We start from the raw sequence: 21992 nt of genomic DNA on the forward strand, positions 1-21992 counted from the left end.
ATTAGAACTAATAATAATTATGTCAGCAAATAAAATAGCAATAGTATTTCCAGGTCAAGGTTCTCAAGCCGTCGGTATGCTGGGTGATCTTGCAGTTAATTATAGCCAGATTCAAGAAACATTTGATGAGGCGTCAGAGTCATTAGGTAGAGATTTATGGGCGCTAGCTCAAAATGGTCCTGCTGAAAAACTCAATCAAACACAGAATACGCAACCGCTGGTTCTTACAGCCAGTGTAGCGATGTGGCGTGTACTGCAGTCTCAATTGGATATTAAGCCAGTTTTGATGGCCGGTCATAGCTTGGGTGAATATACGGCGCTCGTTTGTGCAGGCAGTTTAAACTTTGTCGATGCGGTCAAGTTGGTTGAGCAGCGTGCAATGTTTATGCAACAGGCAGTTCCAGAAGGTGAAGGTGCAATGGCTGCAATATTAGGTCTTGAGGTTGCGGATTTAATCGCTATTTGTGATAAGGCGGCAGAGGGTGAAATAGTATCTGCGGTTAACTTTAATGCGCCAGGGCAGGTTGTTATTGCTGGTAATACTGCGGCCGTTAACCGAGCCATTGACCTTGCTAAAGAACAAGGTGCAAAACGCGCATTATCGTTACCAGTTAGCGTTCCATCACATTGTGCGTTGATGCTTCCAGCAGCAGAAAAATTATTGGATGCGATGTCTAGAGTTGACTTTGTTTCTCCCAATGTCCCAGTGTTACACAATACCAACGTGGCTGAACACAGCAATGTAGCTGATATTCAGCAGGCATTAGGACAGCAACTGCATACACCCGTTCGTTGGGTCGAAACTGTTGAAACAATGGCTAATGCTGGTGTCAATGTATTGATTGAATGTGGTCCAGGAAAGGTGCTTAGCGGGCTGAATAAACGAATTGATAAATCATTAGAGTTATATTCGTCAGGTGACGAACGCTCCTTTAATAAGATAGTAGAGGGATTATTATGAATGATAAAACAATAGCGCTGGTTACCGGCGCAAGTCGTGGAATTGGTAAGGCGATTGCACTGCAATTAGTCGCAGATGGCTTTTACGTAATAGGGACGGCAACATCTGAAGGCGGCGCGGCTGCAATATCTGCCTACTTGGCGGATTCGGGTAAAGGTATGGAGTTAAATGTAACCAATGCAGAGTCTATCCAATCGGTGCTGAAGGATATTAGCGTGAGTGTTGGCGCTCCAACGGTATTAGTGAACAACGCGGGTATTACTCGAGACAATCTCATGCTCAGAATGAAAGATGATGAATGGGATGATATTATTTCAACCAATTTAAGTTCAATCTTTCGTGTGAGTAAAGGCTGTTTACGCGGCATGATGAAAAATAAAAAAGGACGGATTGTTAGCATAGCGTCCGTCGTTGGTGTCACAGGTAATGCCGGTCAAGCCAACTACGCAGCAGCTAAGGCCGGTATTATTGGTTTTAGTAAGTCCCTAGCAAAAGAAGTAGGCTCAAGAAATATTACAGTCAATACGGTAGCGCCAGGCTTTATTGATACTGATATGACAAAAGCTTTGAGCGAAGACCAAAGGACCACTTTATTATCAGGGGTACCTCTTGGGCGCCTTGGTGATGCGGAAGAAATTGCAAACGCTGTGTCTTTCTTATGTTCAGACAAGGCAGCTTATATAACAGGTGAGACATTACATGTTAATGGTGGCATGTACATGTGCTAGCTTTAATAAATGAGTAGTTTATTTTTAATGCTATAAAATATAAACATTAAATCAAATTTATTATTGGAATTTACAAAACGAACATTAGTTACATAAACAGAAATGTTTAAACTTTGTCGATTTACCAATATAATACGACTTCCACAGATTGATCCTGTGGTTCCAAAAAATATAGAGGACATAGAAAAATGAGTAATATTGAAGAACGCGTCAAAAAGATCGTTGCAGAACAGCTTGGTGTTAAAGAAGAAGAAGTAACAAACGAAGCTTCATTCATCGATGACCTAGGTGCAGATTCATTAGACACTGTTGAATTAGTCATGGCTCTTGAAGAAGAGTTTGATTGCGAAATTCCAGATGAGCAAGCAGAAGGTATTACAACTGTTCAACAAGCAATTGACTACGTTACTAATAACGCAGAATAATTCAATTTCTTTTTTCAAGCACGGCTGCTTTTGCTAGCCGTGCTTGTTTTATTTTAGAGAGTCAATGTCGTGTCTAAACGTAGAGTAGTAGTAACAGGGTTAGGTTTGTTATCACCCGTTGGTGGTAATGTTTCGGATTCTTGGGAAAATATCTTAAAAGGCAAAAGTGGCATTGGCCCGATTACTCGGTTTGATACGAGTGACTTCCCGTCAAAATTTGCAGGAGCAGTTAAAGATTTTGACGTCAATGATTACTTGTCCCGCAAAGATGCTAAAAAAATGGATCCTTTTATCCATTATGGTGTTGCTGCAGGGATGCAGGCATTAGATGATTCAGGAATTGAAGTCACGGATGAAAATGCTGAACGAATTGGTGTCGCAATTGGCGCTGGTATCGGTGGTATTTCAGGTATAGAACAAGGATTCGAAGGTTTCCAGAAAGGTGGCCCAAGAAAAATTTCTCCTTTCTTTGTGCCATCAAATATCATCAATATGATCTCTGGCAACCTGTCTATACTGCGTGGGTTAAAAGGTCCAAACTTTGCTATTGTGACGGCCTGTACAACAGGCGCGCATAATATTGGTGATGCAATGCGCATTATTCAATACGGTGATGCAGATGTAATGGTGGCTGGTGGTGCTGAAATGGCAACATCGGTTACTTCATATGGTGGTTTTTCTTCAGCACGTGCCCTTTCTCGTCGAAATGATTCTCCTGAAACTGCGAGTCGGCCTTGGGATAAAGACCGTGATGGTTTTGTCTTGAGTGATGGTGCAGGTGTGTTGGTACTGGAAGAATACGAACACGCTAAGAAACGTGGCGCAAAAATTTATGCTGAACTAGCCGGTTATGGGATGAGTTCCGATGCTTTTCATATGACGATGCCGTCTAAAAATGGAGACGGTGCTTATCGTTGCATGAGAAACGCACTAAAGGATGCCTCTTTAAACCCTGAGCAAGTGAGTTATATCAATGCCCATGGGACATCTACGCCAGCTGGTGATCTCGCTGAAACGCATGCAGCAAAAACATTGTTAGGTGATAAAGCTTATAAAGTTCCTATGAGTTCAACTAAATCAATGACAGGTCATATGCTTGGTGCGGCCGGTGGAGCTGAAGCGGTATTTTCTGTGTTGGCACTATGCGATCAAGTAGCCCCACCGACAATTAATCAATTTACCCCTGATCCAGAATGTGATTTGGATTATGTGCCGAATGAAGCACGTAATATGGATATAGATGTTGTTGTGTCAAATTCATTTGGATTTGGTGGTACAAACGGCACACTTGTATTCAAAAAACTTTAGTCAATAAAGCCTCTGGTGACACTGGTTATAGAGGATTGCGGGCATTTCGCAAAAGCAAAAGTTCCGTTCGGTATTGACCTTCTCGACTGCCATGCAGTTGATTCTAAGCGGTATCCTTTTCTATTAGAAAGCCATGGTGTCAGCCGTTCAAATGATAGCTTCGATATACTATTCGCCTTTCCGGGCGAGACAATAGAGTTAAGCAATCCTAAAGATGTTAGTTTTTTTTCAAGGTTTGATCAAGCTTTTAATCAAGATAAGCAGCAAAACAAAACTAATGTATTGCCATTTACGGGTGGCTGGTTTGTCTTTTTAAGTTATGAACTGGTTGGGTTAATTGAGCAAAAACTCTCAGGTATTCGTAAGGATGGTAGTTTACCTCTTGCTAGTGCGGTTCGAATTCCTGCCGCAATTATAAAAAGCCACAAAGATCAAACCTGTTGGATTGTTTGCGAGTCTGGGCAAGAGGCTTTAATTGAACAAACTTGGGCGGATATTCAACGACTTATTAAACACGAAATAAGTTTGCCGTTAGTCACTCTTGAGGAAGATAATCCTAAGCTGTTTCTTGATGGGGTAAAAAAGATTAAGTCCTACTTATTAGAAGGCGATACTCTGCAAGTAAATTTATCCAGACAGTGGAAAGGGAGTATCACAGATGACAGCCGTTATTTAGACGTTTACCGCTCTTTAAGAATGCATAACCCATCACCGTTTGCAGGCCTTGCTTGCTATGGCGATAGTGTCATCTGTTCGTCATCACCTGAGCGGTTAGTGAAGTGTACGGAAGATACGGTAGAAATGCGGCCAATTGCTGGTACGCGGCCTAGAGATGATGATGCTGCGGTTGATAAAAGTTCTGCTGAGGAATTATTGCTTAATTCTAAAGAAAATGCCGAACATATTATGTTGATTGACCTTATTCGTAATGACTTAGGGCGAATTTGTAAAACAGGTACGGTAACGGTTGATGAAAAAATGGCGATAGAATCTTACGCCGCTGTTCACCACCTTGTTTCAAACGTATCGGGAAAGTTGATCGATAATACGACGCCATCGGACGTTATTAAAGCGGTTTTCCCTGGTGGTACTATTACGGGTTGTCCTAAAGTTCGTTGCATGGAGATTATTCATGAACTGGAGGATTCTCCACGAGGTGCGTATACAGGATCGATGGGGTACATTAATCGCAACGGTGACCTTGATCTAAACATATTGATTCGAACGTTTACGGTTAAAGGCCAAGAGCTTAGCTTGCGCACAGGAGCTGGAATTGTGGCTGATTCAATAGCTGAAAGAGAATTAGAAGAAACTCGACATAAAGCAAAAGCATTATTAGCTGCGTTAAATATTTATGAAGCCTAGGATTTTAATTAATGGTGAATTTGGGCAATTCATCGACCCGCTTGATAGAGGCTTTCAATATGGTGATGGGCTTTTTGAAACCATTTTGGTTGAGCAGGGTTGTCCATGTTTCTTAGAAGAGCACCTTCAGCGTCTACAAAGAGGTTGTGAGGTACTTGGGTTTCCTCCAGCCGATGAGGATACTATTGAAAGAGAAATTTTACAGCTAATAAACTTGAGGCAGAGTGGTGTTGTAAAAATTTTACTCTCAAGAGGGGTTGGAGACAGGGGCTTTTTGCCCCCAGAAAACCCAGAAATAACACGGCTTATTTCATTTTCTGCTGCTGATCTTGCTATCAGTAAATTGCTAACTAGTTTTGACTTAGTGTTATGTGATACCCAACTTAGCCGCCAGCCATTGTTAGCGGGTATTAAACACCTCAATCAATTAGAACGTGTGTTGGCGCGTAGTGAATTGAAAGAGAGGGTGACACCTTGCGAAGGCTTGATGCTTGACGTTGAAGGCGTTGTGATTGAAGGTACGATGAGTAATGTATTCATTGTTCGCAAGGGTATTTTATTAACACCTAAGTTAAACAATGCAGGTGTGTCGGGTATTATTCGTAATTACCTGATTAACCAAGCGGATAGAGAGGGAATAGATTGTAGGGTGGTAGAATTAACTCTTGACGATATGAAAAATGCGGATGAAATATTTATGACCAATAGCTTAATGCCGGTGCGTACCGTTAGAAAATTTAGCATTGACGATACTGATTTCTCGAAAGATGATGAAACGTATGCGCAGTGGGCGTTGAACAGTGTTTTAGTAGCAACCCATAACCAAATAGCGGAACATTCGAATAACAAATGATGAGGCGCTTAATTGCTATAGCTATTATTGTTTTTAGCTTAACAGCTGGATGGTTTTGGATGCTTTACGAAGATTCGATTAATGGCTCATATATTTCTGACGAAATGGGTTCGGTCGTTGTTAGTATCGAAAGAGGGCAAAACCTAAACCAAATTATTTCAACACTTAATAAAAAAGGTGTAGTTGATGGTCGTTGGTTTAAATGGCTTGTTCGATTCGAAGGTGCGGCAAATAAAATACAGGCGGGTGAATACGAGTTTTCTCCGGGCTTAACACCTAAGCAGATATTAGGCTTTTTAGTTATCGGCAAGGTCAATCAATACGCAATTTCTATTATTGAAGGGCAGACCTTTAAAGAAGTATTGAGCGATATTCAAGAACACAGCGCGATTAAAAAGACTCTGCCGGTTGGCGCTGATATGGCTAGTTATTTAGAATTACTTAATATCCCGGAACACCATTTAGAGGGGATGTTATTGCCTGAAACGTATTTTTTCATTAAAAATACTACTGATGCAGAGGTGATTACACGTGCGTATCGTTCGATGCAAGTCTTCGTTAATTCAGCGTGGCCTAATAGGGATAAGAAAAAGGTGATTGGCAATGTTTACGACGCACTTATTTTGGCCTCTATCGTTGAGAAGGAAACAGGTGTGGCGTCTGAACGTAAGAAAATAGCCGGATTGTTTATTCGCAGACTTGAAATAGGCATGAAATTACAAACTGATCCAACGGTTATTTATGGCATGGGCAATCGTTATAAAGGTGACATAAGGTATCGGGATTTACGCGAAGATACGCCTTACAATACATATACGCGTTTTGGCTTACCACCAACACCCATTGCGATGCCTAGCAAAGCAGCTATTGAGGCTGTTTTACATTCGGAAAAAACAAAGAGTTTATATTTTGTGGCGAGTGGAGGTGGTCGACATACTTTTTCGGAAAACCTCAAACAGCATAATGCAGCAGTCGATAAATACCAGCGGAAAAAATAGCAATGGTGATGGGAAAATTTTTAACTCTTGAAGGTGTAGAGGGCGTTGGTAAAACAACTAACCTTAATTTCATCGCGAATTATTTGGAAACGGCAGGTAAAGAGGTCGTTATCACAAGAGAACCGGGTGGAACGAGTATAGCCGAAAAAATTAGGGGGCTACTGTTGGATCATAATGAGGAAACATTATGTAATGAGTCAGAGCTTTTATTGATGTTTGCGGCACGCGCTCAACACATCAATAAAGTAATTAAGCCGGCTTTAAATACTGGAAAGTGGGTTGTTTGTGATCGTTTTACTGACGCAACGTATGCCTATCAGGGCGGTGGTCGCCATTTTAAAATGGATGATATCAGCTGGATAGAAAACTTCGTTCAAAAGGGCTTATCACCGGATAAAACGGTGCTGTTAGATTTATCCGTTGAAATTGGTTTAAAGCGGGCGGCGAGTAGAAGTGCCCCAGATCGTTTTGAGACAGAGAAACAGTCTTTTTTTGAGAACGTGCGGGAGGTGTATTTAGATAGAGCAAACGCCGAACCCAAAAGGTTTTTTGTTGTCGATGCCTCTCAAACAATTGAACAAGTACAGAAAAATATAACCACCTGTCTAGATGAAATGTTGATGAATGAATAGTAGCCCAAACCTCATTTACCCATGGCTTCAGCTTTATTGGGACCAGTTATCTCGCTACTTACAGCAGGATAGACTACCCAGTGCGCTAATGTTGGTTGGTGGTGAAGGTTTAGGCTTATCGCATTTAGCTAAGTCTTTTGCTAACCGTAGTCTTTGTATCTCGCCAAACGAAGCTGCTCAAGCGTGTGGTGTATGTGAGTCTTGCGTGTTATTCAATGCTGGAAATTACCCAGACTTTTTTCACCTAGAGCCAGAAGAAGGTAAAACGAGCATTAAAATAGATGCAATACGTCAGCTCAGCGCGTCGTTAGCACTGAGTGCTCAATACACAAAAACACGGGTAGTGATTATTGATCCAGCAGACGCAATGCTACATCAGGCCTCCAATAGCTTACTGAAAACCTTAGAAGAACCTAGTGAAAACACCTGCTTAATTTTAATAGCACATAAACCATCAAAGATACCCGTCACGATACGTAGCCGCTGCCAGCTTGTGACGGTGAAAAATATCGATTTATTACAAGCGCAATCATGGCTCCGTGAACTAGGCTGCCCATCGTCTGAACAATACCTTAATTTGGCCAGTGGTTTACCTCTGTTAGCTTATGATTTATGGAAAAAAGAAGCGCTAGATATTAGAGCTGCTTTATTTAAGGATTTTCTCGCGTTAATAGCAGGAAGGTTAGATCCGTTATTGTTCGCTGAAAAATGTATTAGCTTAAAAGGTATGCCTGTTTTAAAATGGATGATGTCATGGTTAACAGATGCGATTAAATATACACATAGTTCTAGCGGTTTAGAATTAATAAACACTGATCTGGTGGCGGGCTTGAAAGTTCTAGTAGGGAAGCTACACTTAAAAAGCATACATAATTTATTGGATGGATTAGTTCGGTTGTCGGCGTTAGAATCTAGCCAAGTAAATCAACAATTAATGTTAGAAGAGTTTGCGATACAGTGTTACTCACTAACGGTTAAATAAAGGTTATAGAAATGGCTACTAATAGGAATGAATCGCGCCAAGGAATTTTATCTTTAACGATTAAAGATAAAAATGCCTTATATGCCGCATTTATGGATTATGTGGACGGCGGTGGTTTGTTTATTCCTACGCATAAAAAATATAGTCTCGGTGACGAGGTTTTTATGCTGTTGAGTTTAATGGGTGAGGTAGAGCGTATACCAGTTGCTGGAAAGATTATATGGATTACGCCAATGGGCGCTGAAGGCTCACGCTCTAATGGAGTAGGCGTACAATTTAATGATCAAGACGGTGGCGCTGCTCGTGCAAAGATAGAGACCTATTTAGCAGGGACTTCTGGAACAGGCCGGCCCACACATACTATGTAGCCATAATGCGCTATTGATTGTAAAGCGGCCTTATTGGCCGTTTTTTATTTTAATGGAAAATAATAATGTTTATAGATTCACATTGCCACCTAGACCGGGTTGACCTAGAACCCTATTCAAATAATGTAGCTGACTATTTAGAAGCGACAAAAGCTGATTTACTGGATCATATGTTATGCGTGTCTATTAATTGGGAAGATTATCCAGCGATGCGTGACTTAGTCGCTCATCATGCGAAAATTTCATTGTCGGTAGGGGTTCACCCAAATGAACTAGATGGTCATAACCCAAGTGTTGAAGAGTTAGTTGAGGTGGCGCTGGCTGATAATGCCGTTGCTATTGGAGAAACGGGTTTAGATTATTACCGACTTGAAAATGAGTCCGATGTGGGAAGTCAACAACAGCGTTTTCGCAATCATATTACAGCGGCAAAACAAACCAATAAGCCTATTATTATCCATACGCGTGATGCTAGAGAAGATACGATTAGGATCATGCAGGAAGAAGGTGCTGGCGAAACAGGCGGTGTTTTGCACTGTTTTACGGAAGATTGGGATATGGCGAAAAAAGCCTTAGACCTGAATTTTTATATCTCTTTTTCAGGTATTGTGACGTTTAAAAATGCTAAGCAAGTTCACGAAGTAGCAAAAAAAGTCCCAAATGACCGTTTTTTGATAGAAACTGATTCGCCTTATCTTGCTCCAGTCCCTAAGCGTGGAAAGCCGAATTACCCTAATTATGTTAAGTATGTGGCGGAGAGAATGGCCGAGTTAAGAGGCCTACCGTTAGCTAGCGTCGCTAATATCACTTCTAAGAATTACGATACACTGTTCAATCGTTGAGGCAAATTTTTGCTAGCCTTTTTAAGAATTTGGTAACAGCTGTTGGATTTTTTTTAATAAGGCGTTTTTTTCCACTAGCGTGTTGTTTGCATTGCTGAGTTCTATTTTAAGAGCGTTCAGCTTTTCTTGTAATGCGGTAATTTCTTTTTCTGCCAGTTCTAAATCTTCGTCTGCTTTGGTTTTGTATGAATCGGAAAAGCGTTGCTGATAGGCAGTAAGTAACTGGTTGAGTGTTTTCTCGAATGCTTGCCGATCAAACTCGTCAGATGACGCTAACCCTTGAATGTGCTCAATAACGTCATAAAGGGGTTTATCGAATTGGCGTTGGAAACAATCCGATAACCGTTGATTCACAAAAAGTAAATCCTCTTCGGATCCGCTGAACTGTGAAAATAACTTTAGCGTGGTTGAGTCTAGGCTACTTAAGCTTTGTCCATACTTTTCAAAATATACCTGTTCGAGAGTTGCGACGACTTCACGAATATCATCTTTAGGAAAAGAGTTTTGTTCTAAGTAATTATAAAACTCACGTACAGACGAGGGTGTAATTTGGCTGCTTGGCTCGGGTTGCTCCTCTACTTGCTGGCTCTGGTACTGTTTGATAGTGTCACAAAAAGTGATGGTTTCTTGTTCTGATAAACCACCACTGGATAATTCTTTAATGCAAAAGGCGGCGGCTTGTGCAAAATCAAGCGGGGGCGTAGGAGTCTGAGTAGTATGGTCTGTTTTTTTAGGCTCAAGGATGAATGTGTTTCTTGGGCTTTCTGATGGGGTTTCAATGCTAGCATTATCAAAGCCACCTTGTTGGCGCCAAAAGTCACTGAATGAATCGATGGGGCTGCCATTGGTTTCCTCATCTAAACCTAAAGCTAGTTTTTTGAAACAAGCAGTGGCTTTGGAGTCGGGACTTAAAAGCACAGTGGGGCATTGGAGGCTAACGGATGAAATCATGGCTTCATCTACTTGGATATATCCTAAATATGAGATATCAACTTCAATGTATTTTTTGACGGCAGATTCGAATCGTTTATAAATGGATTGGCTATTGTCGAAATCCATTGCCATGTTAACTAAGATATATGATGTTCGATTGTAATTTGAGCGCTTTAAAACTTTGAGTAGTGAAAATGAATCAGTCAGAGACGTAGGTTCAGGTGTGATAATGATAATGGAAAACTGTGATGCTTTTATAAAATCTAAAACGTCATCAGCTATGCCGGCGGCGGTATCAATAATCAGATAATCAAATTCTTGCTGCAGCTTATCTAAAGCCGCCAACAAAATAGTTTTTTGCTCGTCTGATAGATGGGCATACTCTGCGATTCCTGTCGCACCGGGCACGATTTTTAAACCGCGAGGGCCATCAATAATGATGTCTTTTAAGCTTTTTTCACCTTTTAAAAGGTGTTGTAGCGTAAATTTTGGTTGAATACCTAAGAGGATATTTATATTAGCTAAACTAGCGTCAGCATCAAACACGCAGACTTTTTTATTTAATGCTGCAAGAGAAAGGGCCAAGTTGGTTGCGGTGCTGGATTTACCAACGCCACCTTTACCACTGCTAATGGTAATGACCTTTGCTTTCGGTTTGTTCATTTTTTTAATACTTGTGTTACTGTAAGCTAATTCCATTAGACTCATCCCCCATTTGATCCATCACTTCCATTTGATTTAGCACTAAAGAGTAGCTTAAAAAAACTACAAAATGTTGGATCAATTCTATCAAAATACCCCTCTTTTAAGTTGAATAATTTTACCTAATAGAATGAATATCGAATCTCAATCTTTAACACACGGTATCCGTAGTTTTATCGCTGGAATTAATTTAATACGCCTACCTGGTTTGAGGCGCTTTGTCATCATTCCATTGTTGGTTAATATTGCGTTGTTTAGTGTGGCCAGTTGGTTGTTATGGCACTATCTCTCAACGGCTGTCGATTCAATGTTGCCTAGCTGGTTATCGTGGTTGGCTTGGCTCATTATTCCTATTTTCATGACGAGTGTTTTAGCCATCGTTTATTATTGCTTTACACTTGTCGCGAACATTATTGCAGCGCCTTTTTATGGGCAGTTATCGAAAGGAGTTGAGGCGTATTTAAAAGGCGAGCCCTATGTGGATATGAGGAGTGAACATTTCCTAAAAGAGGTGTTTCAGATGTTGGGCTCGGAATTGCGTAAGATCAGTTACTATTTAGTGAGAGCGCTTCCTTTGTTGGTGTTATCAGTTATTCCTGGGGTGAATGTTATTAGCTTGCCTTTGTGGCTGTTATTTAGCGCGTGGTTTTTAACGTTTGAATATGCAGGGTATTCATTTGAAAATCATAAAGTCCTTTTTAAGGAACAAAAAAGGATATTGAATCAATCACAAGTGAATGGAATGAGCTTTGGTGGCATGAGTTTACTGGCAACGGTGATTCCAGTTGTTAATTTATTTGCACCGGCTATCGCGGTGGCCGGTGCAACAAAAATGCTTTATGAACGGGGTGAGTTAGATTAGCTCAGCATTAAAAACGTTACCTTCAATGGATGTTATTTTGCAGGCGGCGAGGTGGTTAGTCAGTTTCTCGGGTTCTAAGCTGGTTATTTTTACTCGGAGGTAGTTGGGCGTATAACCAAATAATGTTGTTGAGCCGTCGACATTGAGTTGATGGTTGTCTTCCCACAACACAGAAACCGTTGAGCCAACTAAGCTGTTCATTTGTGATTGCTTTGCTAATTCAGCAAGCCCATGCAGTGTTTTACTTCGAGCTTTCTTTATGTCACCGTTTACTTGTTGAGGCATTGAGGCGGCTTTTGTGCCTTCCCGCGTTGAGTAGGTGAAAATATGTAGGTCGCCAAACTTCATTTCTTTAACAAAATCGAGAGTTTGTTGCCATTCTTCGTCTGTCTCGCCGGGGAAGCCAACAATGATGTCGGAAGTAATATTGATATTCGGAACAATATCACGTGCTTTAGCAACCAGTGTGCGAAATTCGTCTGTTTTACAGCGCCTTGCCATTCTTCTTAACACAGTGTCCGAACCACTTTGTATTGGCAAGTGCATATGGGGCATTAACCGGGGGTTTTTGAAGAGTTCAAAAAAACCGTCAGGTAAATCCCAAGGCTCTAACGAGCCCATTCGTATTCTTGGAATCTTTGTTTGTTCTAACAATGATTTCACTAATGTGTACAAGTCGCCATCAATATCGCTGCCATACCCTCCGAGGTGTACACCGGTAATGACAACTTCGGAAATGCCTTGTTGGTGAATGCTATTTACTTCAGCGACGATCTGTTCGGTAGGTTTACTTTTTTCATCGCCCCTAGCGATGGTCACTATGCAAAAGCTACAACGGTACCTACAGCCATCCTGCACTTTAATAAAAGCGCGTTGACGCCCCCTAGAAAATAAAGCGACTTCGCTGGGCTCAGTGGCAATACTGGGCATTGTTTCTTCGCTAAGCTGTTCAAGGGTTAACTTAACAAGTTGCTCTTTTTGTTGATTGTTTATGAGTAAATCAACACCTTCTAGCGCAACGGTTTCTTGTTCATTTAATGTGGCGTAACAGCCGCTCACGACAAGTTTCGCTTTGGGGTTTTTTTTATGTGTTTTACGTATTAGTTGACGAGATTTTCGAACAGCACCTTGGGTGACCGCACAGGTATTTAGTACTAAAATATCTGGTGTCTCATCTTCGTCAACAAGGGTGTGGCCGTGGGCGCTAAAATCGTTTGCCCATGACTCTGTTTCTGCTTCATTAAGTCGACAGCCTAATGTTTTAAGGTGAACGCGCATTGAAAAGCTCGAATGATTTGAATAGGCGCGTATTTTACGCTATTTGTCTTGTTTACAGATAAAGTCGAGGACTTTTTGTTGGCAATCGTCGCTATTCTCGTGCAAGATCCCGTGTCGACTGGAACTGATCCATTGGTAGGATAATAATTGGCTGGGTATGCGCTTAATAAGTGTTGCCATGCTCATGGAATCAACGACAGGGTCATTATCGCCCTGAAGTAAAAAAACTGGGCAACGTAGCTTCTTTAATCGGACAGTCGTTTTATCAATTAATATCAATAGTTGGTTAATTGCTGCGACAGGGGTGCTGTGATAATTAATATGCGGGTGCTCGGGTGAGTTTTCTGTAAAGGGTAAAATGCCTTCAGACCCACTGATCTTTTTTATGATTTTATTTGCCGTATCGGCCACTTTCACGAATTGAATCAAAGGGTCTTTAAGCATAATAGGCGTAGAGCACGCCGTTACCGATGAGATATTAAGGCGACTGTTTGCTGCGGTTATCAGTGCTAATAAACTACCGCTAGAGAAACCGATGAGGTGCACTTGTTTGCTGTAACAGTGTGCTATTTTTATACTTTGGCGGACCGATTGACGCCAGTCTTGCCACGTTCTTTCGTGTAAATCCCAAGGCGATGTACCGTGTCCCTTGAGCCGGCAGCCAACAACGATGTAGCCTAGTTTGAAGAACTTCTCAGCTAATTCTCTAAGCTCGGCCGGAGTGGATAGCAGGCCGTGGATGAGTACAATGCATTGGCCATTATTTTTTGTTGGCTTTAATAGGTAGGGGAGCGCGGCTTGTTCGTTAATGTGCTGTTGTTGGTTGATTTCTTGGTGCTTTGTGTCGGTAAATTGTGCAAGATCCCATTGATATTCAAGTAGTTCGTCTTCAAAGAGCATCTGTGCAAACTCATCTAATTGCTTCTTGAAATTAAAAGTTAGGCTGCGTTTGATGGATTGATTTATTTGAGGAATGGCCGAAACTTCATTGGCATTAACAACCATTGGGTTTTTATAACGAATACTGTCAAAGTCGTGTTCCGATGATAGTTGCTCGGTAAAGTTATAGTAGGCTCCGGATGCTTCAAGTATGTTCGCCTTATAGGCACTTCTTAAAAACTGATTAAATGTTTCGCTTTTTGTCATTAACAAATTACGATAAATAGAGGGGTTTTTAAGTGTTTTATGGAAACTTAACGAGCGATCTCCTTGTAATACCTTAATGGTGTGGTAAATCAGTTCATGCAGCTTTTTTTTGTTGACGTGAGTTTTTCCCTTATCAATGAAATGCATAATAAATGTAGCGGCAATATGAGCAATATTAATGGTGACATTGCTATAAATTGCATGCATATAATCATCGCGAATTTTATGTGCATTGCGCTGATAGCTGAGCCGAAACAATAAGTTACTCCATGTATTGTCATTTTCAGCTTTATTTAATATTTGCTTCAGTGTTAAATCTGAATTTTTGATAAAAGCGGTTGTAATAGTGGACTCAAGCCGCGTCCAATAGTTTTCTGCAATGATGGGTTTGCCCAACCGGATATCCATATCGGTATCTTTAAATAAAAAATTACCTTCTATTAATAGCTCTTCAGATAAGCGCTTATGTAAGTTATCAACAAAGAATTGAACGCTGTTGTTGAGTGCGTTATCACCGATACGTAAGGGATAAAAGGTAATGTTGCATGGGATAATAACGGTGGGCTTCTCACAGGTTTCTAATAACTTCTGCTCGTTATCAAAACCTAACTCTTGGGCCCATAAAGATAATATATCGCTGTTTTCTTGTTGCCTAATATCACGAACCGCTTGTTTGAAAATAGCAATGGCTAACGCGATAACGGCTGGCCCAGTGTGTAATTTTCGGCGTTCATCGCCTGATCGTGAATAAATACGATAACGGCCTTTATCATCAAGGATTCGGCGGTCTTTTACTATGCCGCCCTCTGGAAAGGCGACCAGTTTTTGGTTTGATAAAACGCCTTTTGCCGTAAGGTACATAAGGGCGTCTGCATCGTTAGGTATGCCGCCTAGTTCTATTAAATAACGCCCGAAAATATTATCAGAAAATAATTCTTTTGACGCTATCGATCTAGAATATAAGTTGGTTTTTTCGTAGATGAGATACTGTGGAATGAATGCCTCAAAGCGAGCAAAGTGATTGAATAGAAAGATATCGCCCTCTAACCAAGATGATGTGTTTCCATGTGTCCGTATGGTAAGGCTGAAAACCTTGAATAAGGTTTTCATTGCGTGATATGTCCAGTGGTAGGTGTCTGGATTTATCTCATATTGCTCAGGTTCGATTTTATTTTTTGAGTCGTTGCTCATGCTCGTGTTTTAATTAAAATCTAAGCGTTTAAAAATATAGTAGTTCATTATGGTGAGTTTTACTCAAAAAATTACACATCAAATACCGGGTTTAAAAAAGGGTGACGTTCATGTGTGGCGGCTTGCTTTAAACGGTTCAATAGGACAAGGTCAGCAAGCTATATTAAGTAGTAATGAAATTGACAAGATAAACCGGTTAAGAAACCAACAACATAGAGCGCACGCTCTATTGATGAGGGTTCAGCTAAGGCAGTTACTATCGCGGTATTTAGACTTAAACTCCAACGAGATAAAGTTTTCATATCGAGAGTATGGAAAACCTTACCTTGCTGATGCTAGCTTGTCATTCAATGTCTCAGATTCAGGCTCGCAAGCGTTAGTGGCCGTGAGTTTGACTGATGAACTTGGTGTGGATATTGAAAATTGGCGGACTATGGCTAACTTAGCGGGCATGGTAAGACGAAATTTTTCCGCTAATGAGCAACAACAATGGTTAGATGTTCTTGATAAGGATCAAGAAGCGACATTTTTTGATCTTTGGACGCGTAAAGAAGCCTTTATTAAAGCAACAGGAAGGGGGCTTGGAATGGGAGTGGCGCGTTGTGGGTTTAGTTTATTGAAGCCTAACGATCTGTTGGAATGCCCAGTTGAATACGGTAACCCATCTGAATGGTCGTGTGTATCGTTAGATGTAGGCGAGAGGGTGAGTGCATCCCTTGTTATTAGAGCGCAACATTGTCAACCAACTCTCTATACATTTGAGCCTGAAAATCTCCCCACAATTATCTAATAGCGATAAACTACGCCCCAGTATTAAGTTTGTACATTATTTAAATAAATTTTTCCTACACCATGAATGAATTCCCTAACACCCTTGTCGACGCGCTGGATAGAAATAAAGATGCCAGTAAAAAGATCACCTATATCAATGGCAAAGACAGTGAACGGCAGGTCAGCTATCCAGATTTAAGGCAACGTGCGTTAGGGTTGCTGCACCATATTCAGCAAAAGGGCGCGTCTGAGGGTGATGAGCTTATTATTCATTTAGCCGAAAATGAGCAATTTATCGATACATTTTGGGCTTGTCAGTACGGTGGTATCGTTGCTGTGCCACTGGCGATTGGAACGAGTGATGGCCATCGTCAGAAGGTTTTCAATGTTTTTGAGAAATTAGATACGCCCTACATTGCAACGTCAAGAAAGGCGCTACAACGCTTAAAAGTCTTCGCTGAAGAACAGGGTAAAGAGTCTATTTACGATGAGATTCAACAAAAAGCAGTGATGCTTGATCGAATTGAAGAATTTGATACGTTGGGGGAAATCGCAAATATTGAGCCAGAACAGACCGCTTTTATACAGTTTTCCTCAGGTTCAACGGGTGATCCAAAAGGCGTTGTACTGACCCATAAAAATCTTATAACTAATTTGTATGGCATTATTGAATGCAGTGCATTTGACGAGAAGGATAGCTTTTTTAGTTGGATGCCGTTGACGCATGATTTGGGTATTATTGGTTTTCACTTAACACCACTGTTTGTCAATATCGATCAATTTATGATGCCAACCGAATTATTTGTTCGGCGTCCAAGTCTTTGGCTTGAGAAAGCAAGCGAAAAGAAAGCGACGATTCTTTCGTCACCCAATTTTGGTTATAAGCATGTCTTAAAACGCTTTAAACCAGAAAGTCAACAAGCGCTTGACCTAAGCCATGTTCGTTTGTTGTTTAATGGTGCGGAGCCTATTTCAGCTGATTTATGTAGAGAATTTAATGCCGTTATGGAACCGTTTGGGTTATCACCGACCGCTATGTTTACCGTGTACGGTTTGGCAGAAGCTTGTCTTGTCGTTAGTTTTCCAGCACTGGCTCAACCGCTTTCAACGATACATGTTTTAAGGCACTCGTTGATTGAAGGGCAGCCAGGTGAGCTTGTTTCTCAAGCGACTAATCAAAGTGTTGAATTGGTTCGTTTGGGCTACGCTATCACTGGTACGGAGATGACGATTGTGGATGCTAATGGCAAACCTGTCGCTGAGAACGTCATTGGTCGTGTGTTAATAAAAGGCGATAATGTGACGAAGGGTTATTACCATCAAACTGCTTTGAATAAAGAGCTAATTTCTGCGGATGGTTGGCTAAATACGGGGGATCAAGGCTTAATAAATGACGGGCAACTGGTTATCACAGGCAGAACCAAAGATTTGATTATCGTTAATGGTCAGAATTATTACGCACCGGACCTCGAATCAGTTTGTGAACATGTGGCCGGAATTGAGCTGGGTAAAGTGATTGTCTGCGGTTTTCGCAATGAGGATGAGGGGACTGACGAGTTAGTTGTTTTTGTCTTATACCGCGGTGAATTAGAGGATTTTTATCAAACAACCATTGACGTTAGGCGGCAATTGAATGAAAAATCTGGCTTGGACGTTGCGCATGTTTTACCGATTAAAAAGGTGCCTAAAACCACCAGTGGAAAGGTTCAGCGTTTTGCGTTGGCAGAACAATTCATGCAAGGTGATTTCAATGAAATTATTGCTGCGTTAACGGAGCTGTCCGAAACGAGCGCAACAGAATTTGTTGCTGCCGGTAGTTCGGTAGAAAGAACGTTATTAGAAGTTTGTCATTCCGTAGTGGCTGATCAAAAAATCAATTTGAATGATAATATTTTTGAAATGGGAACGAGCTCATTAAAGCTCGCGCAAATACATGAAAAGATAGACGAGGCTTATCCGGATGTTGTTGAGCTAACCGACTTTTTTGACTATCCAACCATTGAAGAATTAGCTGGTTTTATTGCTAAAAGATTGAGCGCTTGATTAACCGTTAGTCGTAAATACCGCGTTTTCGTTTCCATTTACGGTTAGACCACATCCAGTCTTCAGGCGCGTCAAGTATCATCTTTTCAGTTGCTCTGGCATATTTCTCGGTGATACCGTAGCCCTCTTTTTCGTACGGGGCTTGACCTAGTTCTTCAAAATAAACTTCATAGTGACCTAAGCTTAAACGTTTCATACCAACAAAAATAACGGGGTATTTAGTCAGTTGGGCAATTTTTTGTGCGCCAACCGCAAAAGCACTGTCTTGATTTAAAAATTGAGTCCAGTACTTCTCTTCTTTCCTTACCGGTGACTGATCGGCAACCATAGCAAAGCCACGTACTTCTTTTCGCCGTTGCATAATTTCAATTAAGGCGTTTTTATTCGCTATTGGTCGAGCATTGAAACGCGAACGAGAGATTTTCATGTGTTCATCAACAACACGGTCGTGTAAGGGCTTGTATACAACGTCGATAGGAAAGGAGAGTTGTAAGCTGCAACCGGCTAGCATCCATTCCCAGTTGCAATGGTGAGCGGCCAACATCAGAACGGATTGGTTGTTGCTAGCAAACTTTTCAAGAAGCTCAGGGTTTCTTAACGTGACGCGCTGACGAATTTGATTTTCCGTCAGTGTGCCTGTTTTGATTGCTTCGATTATTACATAAGCTAGGTGTTTGAAATTCAATTTAGCCAGTTGTTGAAGCTCTTCTTTCGACATCTTTGGGAAAGAATTTTGTAAGTTGGAAAAAATAACATTGCGCTTTTTTTCAACGAAATAATAACCAAGAATATAAACGGGGTATGCGAGGGCGTGGAGCACGCAAAGAGGCAGTTTTCCTAATAATGGGTACAACCTTGAGATAAAAGCTTGCCTATTTTTGGCCATATTGAGCGTGATTAACTAGAAATTAAAATAAGTTGTACATTCTATCAAAGCAATCGACCAAATTAGGCAAAAAATAAGTAGCCGATAAGAATAGCGACGATGATGCCAATTAAGTCTGCAAATAATCCACAAGCCACGGCGTGACGGGCTTTTTTAATGCCGACAGCGCCAAAATAAACTGCTAAAACATAAAAGGTGGTTTCTGTACTGCCTTGTACGATGGACGCTAACCTGCCTGCAAAAGAATCGGCACCATGTATTTGCATGGTCTCGATCATCATGGCGCGAGCACCGCTGCCACTGAGTGGCTTCATGAATGCTGTTGGTAACGCATCAACAAAGCGGTTATCAATGGCGATGCTGGTTAAGAAAGAGCGTAAAAGATCTAACATTAACTCTAGTGCGCCGCTCGCTCTAAAAACCCCAATGGCAACGAGCATGGCGACGAGGTAGGGGATGATCATCACGGCGGTTTGAAAACCTTCTTTAGCGCCGTTGATAAACGTTTCGTACACATCAATGCGTTTTTTTAGTGCGCCAGCCATAAATAAGATAATCAGACTAAAAATAATGAAGTTACTGGCCAATGCGGATTGTTGTTGCATTGCTGTTTGATCAAGTTGAGAGAAGTACAACAAGATGGAGGCGATTAAAGCGCTAAACCCGATCAAATAGCTCAGCACAATAGGGTCAAAAAGTTTTATACGTTGCACGGTGGCGACGGCAATAAGCCCAGCAATAGTGGATGCGTAAGTGGCAATGAGAATGGGTATAAAAACATCGGTTGGGTCAGCAGCACCCAGTTGAGCTCTATAGGTAAAAATAGTGAGCGGAAATAAGGTGACGGCTGAGGTGTTAATAACTAAAAATAAAATTTGGGCGTTACTAGCGGTATCTTTAAGCGGGTTTAATGTCTGCAAATGTTGCATGGTCTTGATGCCCAGTGGCGTGGCGGCATTATCAAGGCCGAGCATGTTGGCAGAGAGGTTCATCACCATTGCGCCGAAGGCTGGGTGGTTATCAGGAACGTCAGGCATTAAACGCTTTAACAGCGGGTTTAAAAATCGGGTTAGGTGCTCAATAAAGCCACTTTTTTCTCCAATTTTCATGATGCCCATCCAAAAGCACAAAATGCCTGTGAGTCCGAGTGATATTTCAAAAGCTGTTTTGGACAGGGTGAATGTGGCCAGAGTTATTTCATTAAATACACTGCTTTCGCCCAAGATAATCAAGCGATAAAGTCCGGTTAGAAAGGCAATGAAAAAAAAGCCGAGCCAAATAATGTTTAACATAGAAATTAAGAATAAAATTTAACGCATAACAATAATTTATGCCTGATTGTCGGCCACCCTTGAGGCGTTTATTGATTCATTGAATGCAAATTTAAACTCAAAGCTGATATGGTTTCATGGGCACAGAAACTCTCCGCTCCAACTCTAACACATCAGCTTTTTATGCCTAGTCCCTTATCTCTGCGCTTTTTTAAAAGAAGGCGTAAAACAACGTGTCTTCTTTTGTGTTATTTGATCGTTGTAACTGTTTTTCCTGGGCACGTGTAGTTGAACTGCGTTGCATATCAGCGATAATGGCCGGTTCAACTATCAATGGAAAAACCCTGTATGAGCAAATATCGTAGCTTCACCATCTACAAGCTGAAGTCGTTTTCTAAAAATGCGCTGTTCTTTGTCACTTTGTTTTTAACGACATCCGCTTGGTCCGATGAAATAGTTGAGCCAATACAAGAAGCCTTTAAGTCTGATCTAGTGTTCTCACAAGAAGCTGGTGAATTTCAATTTTCATTTACGCCGCATTATGCTGAAGCGGATGAAGAAACGAGTTGGGCCCTCCCTGTTTCCCTAGAGTACGGTATTAGCGACAACCTTCAAGTAGAGTTAGAGTGGGTTAGCTATGGGCAAAACAACCCTGATGACGAAAGTGCTAGTAGTGGTGTTGGTGATGTTAAAATAGGGTTGCAGTATAGTTGGATGGAGATAGGCGGAAGTAACGTTCACCTTGCTTTAGGTGTTGAGTTGGGCGTTCCGTTGGGTGATGATCAGAAAGAGCTTGGTGAGGCTGAGAAGTCGTTAGAAACGTACGTTGTTTTAGGCACAAATATTTCAAAGGAACTGCACACTTTTTTGCAGTTAGGTGTTGAATACCCAGAACACGAAGCTAGAGAGCGCTTTGCTAACGTAGGCCTGATTAGCAAGTTGACTCATGATGTTGCCTTTACTCTTGAATATAATTGGGAAGAAGAAGAACGTTATGTTACGCCTGGATTGGTTTGGGAGCCTGCGGATGATTGGGAGCTTGGTATGGGGTTGCCATTTGGCATGGGTGGTGAATCTGACGACTATCAATTAATACTGCATGTTATTGTGGAATTAGATTCTTAAAAAATAGTTTACGGAGGCCGTATGATAGAAAAATATTCAGAGGTTGAAGTTGAGTCTGAGCTTAAAGCGCTAAACGAATTAACAGCTGTTGCCTGGGAAATTAAAGCTCAAAAATTGAGTAAGGTATTTATCTTCTCTAATTTTGTTGAAGCGTTTGGGTTTATGACGAAGGTGGCCATTCATGCAGAAAAGCAAAACCATCATCCTGAATGGTCTAACGTGTATAAAACCGTAGAGGTTCACTTGACTACACACGAAGCAGGTGGGATTTCTGCAAGAGACTTTAAGTTAGCCGCTACAATGGATAAGTTGGCTGTTTAGA

Annotated in this window: 21 protein-coding genes; 16 read left to right on the plus strand and 5 right to left on the minus strand. The window is 41.2% G+C overall.

The window, feature by feature from the left end:
- Positions 1 to 19: 19 nt before the first annotated feature.
- From fabD to AB1Y31_04040, 11 genes are all read left to right on the plus strand, one after another.
- Positions 20 to 961 (plus strand): ACP S-malonyltransferase, encoded by a 942-nt coding sequence (gene fabD, locus AB1Y31_03990; GenBank protein MEW4982326.1) that lies wholly within the window; start codon positions 20 to 22, stop codon positions 959 to 961.
- Positions 958 to 1689, plus strand: a complete 732-nt coding sequence (gene fabG, locus AB1Y31_03995) for a 3-oxoacyl-ACP reductase FabG (GenBank protein MEW4982327.1) — start codon at positions 958 to 960, stop codon at positions 1687 to 1689. Before fabD ends, fabG begins: the two co-directional genes overlap by 4 nt.
- A 188-nt stretch (positions 1690 to 1877) precedes the next feature.
- The gene (gene acpP, locus AB1Y31_04000) at positions 1878 to 2114 is read left to right on the plus strand and encodes an acyl carrier protein (GenBank protein ID MEW4982328.1); all 237 of its coding nucleotides are present in this window, start codon (positions 1878 to 1880) and stop codon (positions 2112 to 2114) included.
- Between the two features lie 69 nt (positions 2115 to 2183).
- Positions 2184 to 3422, plus strand: coding sequence for a beta-ketoacyl-ACP synthase II (gene fabF / locus AB1Y31_04005; GenBank protein MEW4982329.1), 1239 nt, complete (start codon positions 2184 to 2186; stop codon positions 3420 to 3422).
- Between the two features lie 15 nt (positions 3423 to 3437).
- The gene (locus AB1Y31_04010; GenBank protein ID MEW4982330.1) at positions 3438 to 4787 is read left to right on the plus strand and encodes an aminodeoxychorismate synthase component I; all 1350 of its coding nucleotides are present in this window, start codon (positions 3438 to 3440) and stop codon (positions 4785 to 4787) included.
- Positions 4777 to 5640, plus strand: coding sequence for an aminodeoxychorismate lyase (gene pabC / locus AB1Y31_04015; GenBank protein MEW4982331.1), 864 nt, complete (start codon positions 4777 to 4779; stop codon positions 5638 to 5640). The genes AB1Y31_04010 and pabC overlap by 11 nt, the downstream gene beginning before the upstream one ends.
- Entirely contained in the window at positions 5637 to 6638 is a 1002-nt protein-coding gene (mltG, locus tag AB1Y31_04020; GenBank protein ID MEW4982332.1) for an endolytic transglycosylase MltG, read from the plus strand. The genes pabC and mltG overlap by 4 nt, the downstream gene beginning before the upstream one ends.
- A 5-nt stretch (positions 6639 to 6643) precedes the next feature.
- The gene (tmk, locus tag AB1Y31_04025; protein ID MEW4982333.1) at positions 6644 to 7270 is read left to right on the plus strand and encodes a dTMP kinase; all 627 of its coding nucleotides are present in this window, start codon (positions 6644 to 6646) and stop codon (positions 7268 to 7270) included.
- Positions 7263 to 8252, plus strand: coding sequence for a DNA polymerase III subunit delta' (holB, locus tag AB1Y31_04030; GenBank protein MEW4982334.1), 990 nt, complete (start codon positions 7263 to 7265; stop codon positions 8250 to 8252). The genes tmk and holB overlap by 8 nt, the downstream gene beginning before the upstream one ends.
- A gap of 11 nt (positions 8253 to 8263) precedes the next feature.
- Positions 8264 to 8620, plus strand: a complete 357-nt coding sequence (locus AB1Y31_04035) for a PilZ domain-containing protein (protein ID MEW4982335.1) — start codon at positions 8264 to 8266, stop codon at positions 8618 to 8620.
- A 65-nt stretch (positions 8621 to 8685) separates the two neighbouring features.
- The gene (locus tag AB1Y31_04040) at positions 8686 to 9462 is read left to right on the plus strand and encodes a TatD family hydrolase (GenBank protein ID MEW4982336.1); all 777 of its coding nucleotides are present in this window, start codon (positions 8686 to 8688) and stop codon (positions 9460 to 9462) included.
- Between the two features lie 21 nt (positions 9463 to 9483).
- On the opposite strand, the gene AB1Y31_04045 is transcribed toward AB1Y31_04040, so the two are convergent.
- Positions 9484 to 11058: a MinD/ParA family protein gene (locus AB1Y31_04045; GenBank protein MEW4982337.1), complete on the minus strand. Its 1575-nt coding sequence runs from the start codon at positions 11056 to 11058 to the stop codon at positions 9484 to 9486.
- A 169-nt stretch (positions 11059 to 11227) separates the two neighbouring features.
- Between AB1Y31_04045 and cysZ the strand changes: the two genes are divergently transcribed.
- Positions 11228 to 11959 (plus strand): sulfate transporter CysZ, encoded by a 732-nt coding sequence (gene cysZ / locus AB1Y31_04050; GenBank protein ID MEW4982338.1) that lies wholly within the window; start codon positions 11228 to 11230, stop codon positions 11957 to 11959.
- On the opposite strand, the gene mtaB is transcribed toward cysZ, so the two are convergent.
- Complete coding sequence (gene mtaB / locus AB1Y31_04055) at positions 11951 to 13237, minus strand: tRNA (N(6)-L-threonylcarbamoyladenosine(37)-C(2))-methylthiotransferase MtaB (GenBank protein MEW4982339.1); 1287 nt, start codon at positions 13235 to 13237, stop codon at positions 11951 to 11953. The two genes, cysZ and mtaB, sit on opposite strands and share 9 nt — an antisense overlap.
- A gap of 39 nt (positions 13238 to 13276) precedes the next feature.
- Complete coding sequence (locus AB1Y31_04060; protein MEW4982340.1) at positions 13277 to 15574, minus strand: alpha/beta fold hydrolase; 2298 nt, start codon at positions 15572 to 15574, stop codon at positions 13277 to 13279.
- A gap of 49 nt (positions 15575 to 15623) precedes the next feature.
- On the opposite strand from AB1Y31_04060, the gene AB1Y31_04065 reads away from it, so the two are divergent.
- Both AB1Y31_04065 and AB1Y31_04070 read left to right on the plus strand, forming a co-directional pair.
- Positions 15624 to 16364: a 4'-phosphopantetheinyl transferase superfamily protein gene (locus tag AB1Y31_04065; protein MEW4982341.1), complete on the plus strand. Its 741-nt coding sequence runs from the start codon at positions 15624 to 15626 to the stop codon at positions 16362 to 16364.
- A gap of 62 nt (positions 16365 to 16426) precedes the next feature.
- Complete coding sequence (locus AB1Y31_04070; protein MEW4982342.1) at positions 16427 to 18388, plus strand: non-ribosomal peptide synthetase; 1962 nt, start codon at positions 16427 to 16429, stop codon at positions 18386 to 18388.
- Positions 18389 to 18395: 7 nt separating this feature from the next.
- On the opposite strand, the gene AB1Y31_04075 is transcribed toward AB1Y31_04070, so the two are convergent.
- On the minus strand, positions 18396 to 19274 hold the full coding sequence (locus AB1Y31_04075; protein MEW4982343.1) for a lysophospholipid acyltransferase family protein: 879 nt from the start codon (positions 19272 to 19274) through the stop codon (positions 18396 to 18398).
- A 62-nt stretch (positions 19275 to 19336) separates the two neighbouring features.
- Complete coding sequence (locus tag AB1Y31_04080; GenBank protein ID MEW4982344.1) at positions 19337 to 20566, minus strand: nucleoside recognition domain-containing protein; 1230 nt, start codon at positions 20564 to 20566, stop codon at positions 19337 to 19339.
- A gap of 327 nt (positions 20567 to 20893) precedes the next feature.
- Between AB1Y31_04080 and AB1Y31_04085 the strand changes: the two genes are divergently transcribed.
- The gene (locus AB1Y31_04085; protein ID MEW4982345.1) at positions 20894 to 21670 is read left to right on the plus strand and encodes a hypothetical protein; all 777 of its coding nucleotides are present in this window, start codon (positions 20894 to 20896) and stop codon (positions 21668 to 21670) included.
- 21 nt (positions 21671 to 21691) lie between these two features.
- Positions 21692 to 21991: a 4a-hydroxytetrahydrobiopterin dehydratase gene (locus tag AB1Y31_04090; protein MEW4982346.1), complete on the plus strand. Its 300-nt coding sequence runs from the start codon at positions 21692 to 21694 to the stop codon at positions 21989 to 21991.
- Position 21992: the final 1 nt, after the last annotated feature.

It is taken from the genome of Cycloclasticus sp., assembly GCA_040743155.1.
Lineage (GTDB): Bacteria > Pseudomonadota > Gammaproteobacteria > Methylococcales > Cycloclasticaceae > Cycloclasticus.

Bases quoted from the DNA above. Each gene is read 5' to 3' on its own strand.
- fabD (MEW4982326.1), top strand. From the start codon at position 20: ATGTCAGCAAATAAAATAGCAATAGTATTTCCAGGTCAAGGTTCTCAA.
- fabG (MEW4982327.1), top strand. From the start codon at position 958: ATGAATGATAAAACAATAGCGCTGGTTACCGGCGCAAGTCGTGGAATT.
- acpP (MEW4982328.1), top strand. From the start codon at position 1,878: ATGAGTAATATTGAAGAACGCGTCAAAAAGATCGTTGCAGAACAGCTT.
- pabC (MEW4982331.1), top strand. From the start codon at position 4,777: ATGAAGCCTAGGATTTTAATTAATGGTGAATTTGGGCAATTCATCGAC.
- mltG (MEW4982332.1), top strand. From the start codon at position 5,637: ATGATGAGGCGCTTAATTGCTATAGCTATTATTGTTTTTAGCTTAACA.
- holB (MEW4982334.1), top strand. From the start codon at position 7,263: ATGAATAGTAGCCCAAACCTCATTTACCCATGGCTTCAGCTTTATTGG.
- AB1Y31_04035 (MEW4982335.1), top strand. From the start codon at position 8,264: ATGGCTACTAATAGGAATGAATCGCGCCAAGGAATTTTATCTTTAACG.
- AB1Y31_04040 (MEW4982336.1), top strand. From the start codon at position 8,686: ATGTTTATAGATTCACATTGCCACCTAGACCGGGTTGACCTAGAACCC.
- AB1Y31_04045 (MEW4982337.1), bottom strand. From the start codon at position 11,058: ATGAACAAACCGAAAGCAAAGGTCATTACCATTAGCAGTGGTAAAGGT.
- cysZ (MEW4982338.1), top strand. From the start codon at position 11,228: ATGAATATCGAATCTCAATCTTTAACACACGGTATCCGTAGTTTTATC.
- mtaB (MEW4982339.1), bottom strand. From the start codon at position 13,237: ATGCGCGTTCACCTTAAAACATTAGGCTGTCGACTTAATGAAGCAGAA.
- AB1Y31_04060 (MEW4982340.1), bottom strand. From the start codon at position 15,574: ATGAGCAACGACTCAAAAAATAAAATCGAACCTGAGCAATATGAGATA.
- AB1Y31_04065 (MEW4982341.1), top strand. From the start codon at position 15,624: ATGGTGAGTTTTACTCAAAAAATTACACATCAAATACCGGGTTTAAAA.
- AB1Y31_04070 (MEW4982342.1), top strand. From the start codon at position 16,427: ATGAATGAATTCCCTAACACCCTTGTCGACGCGCTGGATAGAAATAAA.
- AB1Y31_04075 (MEW4982343.1), bottom strand. From the start codon at position 19,274: ATGGCCAAAAATAGGCAAGCTTTTATCTCAAGGTTGTACCCATTATTA.
- AB1Y31_04080 (MEW4982344.1), bottom strand. From the start codon at position 20,566: ATGTTAAACATTATTTGGCTCGGCTTTTTTTTCATTGCCTTTCTAACC.
- AB1Y31_04085 (MEW4982345.1), top strand. From the start codon at position 20,894: ATGAGCAAATATCGTAGCTTCACCATCTACAAGCTGAAGTCGTTTTCT.
- AB1Y31_04090 (MEW4982346.1), top strand. From the start codon at position 21,692: ATGATAGAAAAATATTCAGAGGTTGAAGTTGAGTCTGAGCTTAAAGCG.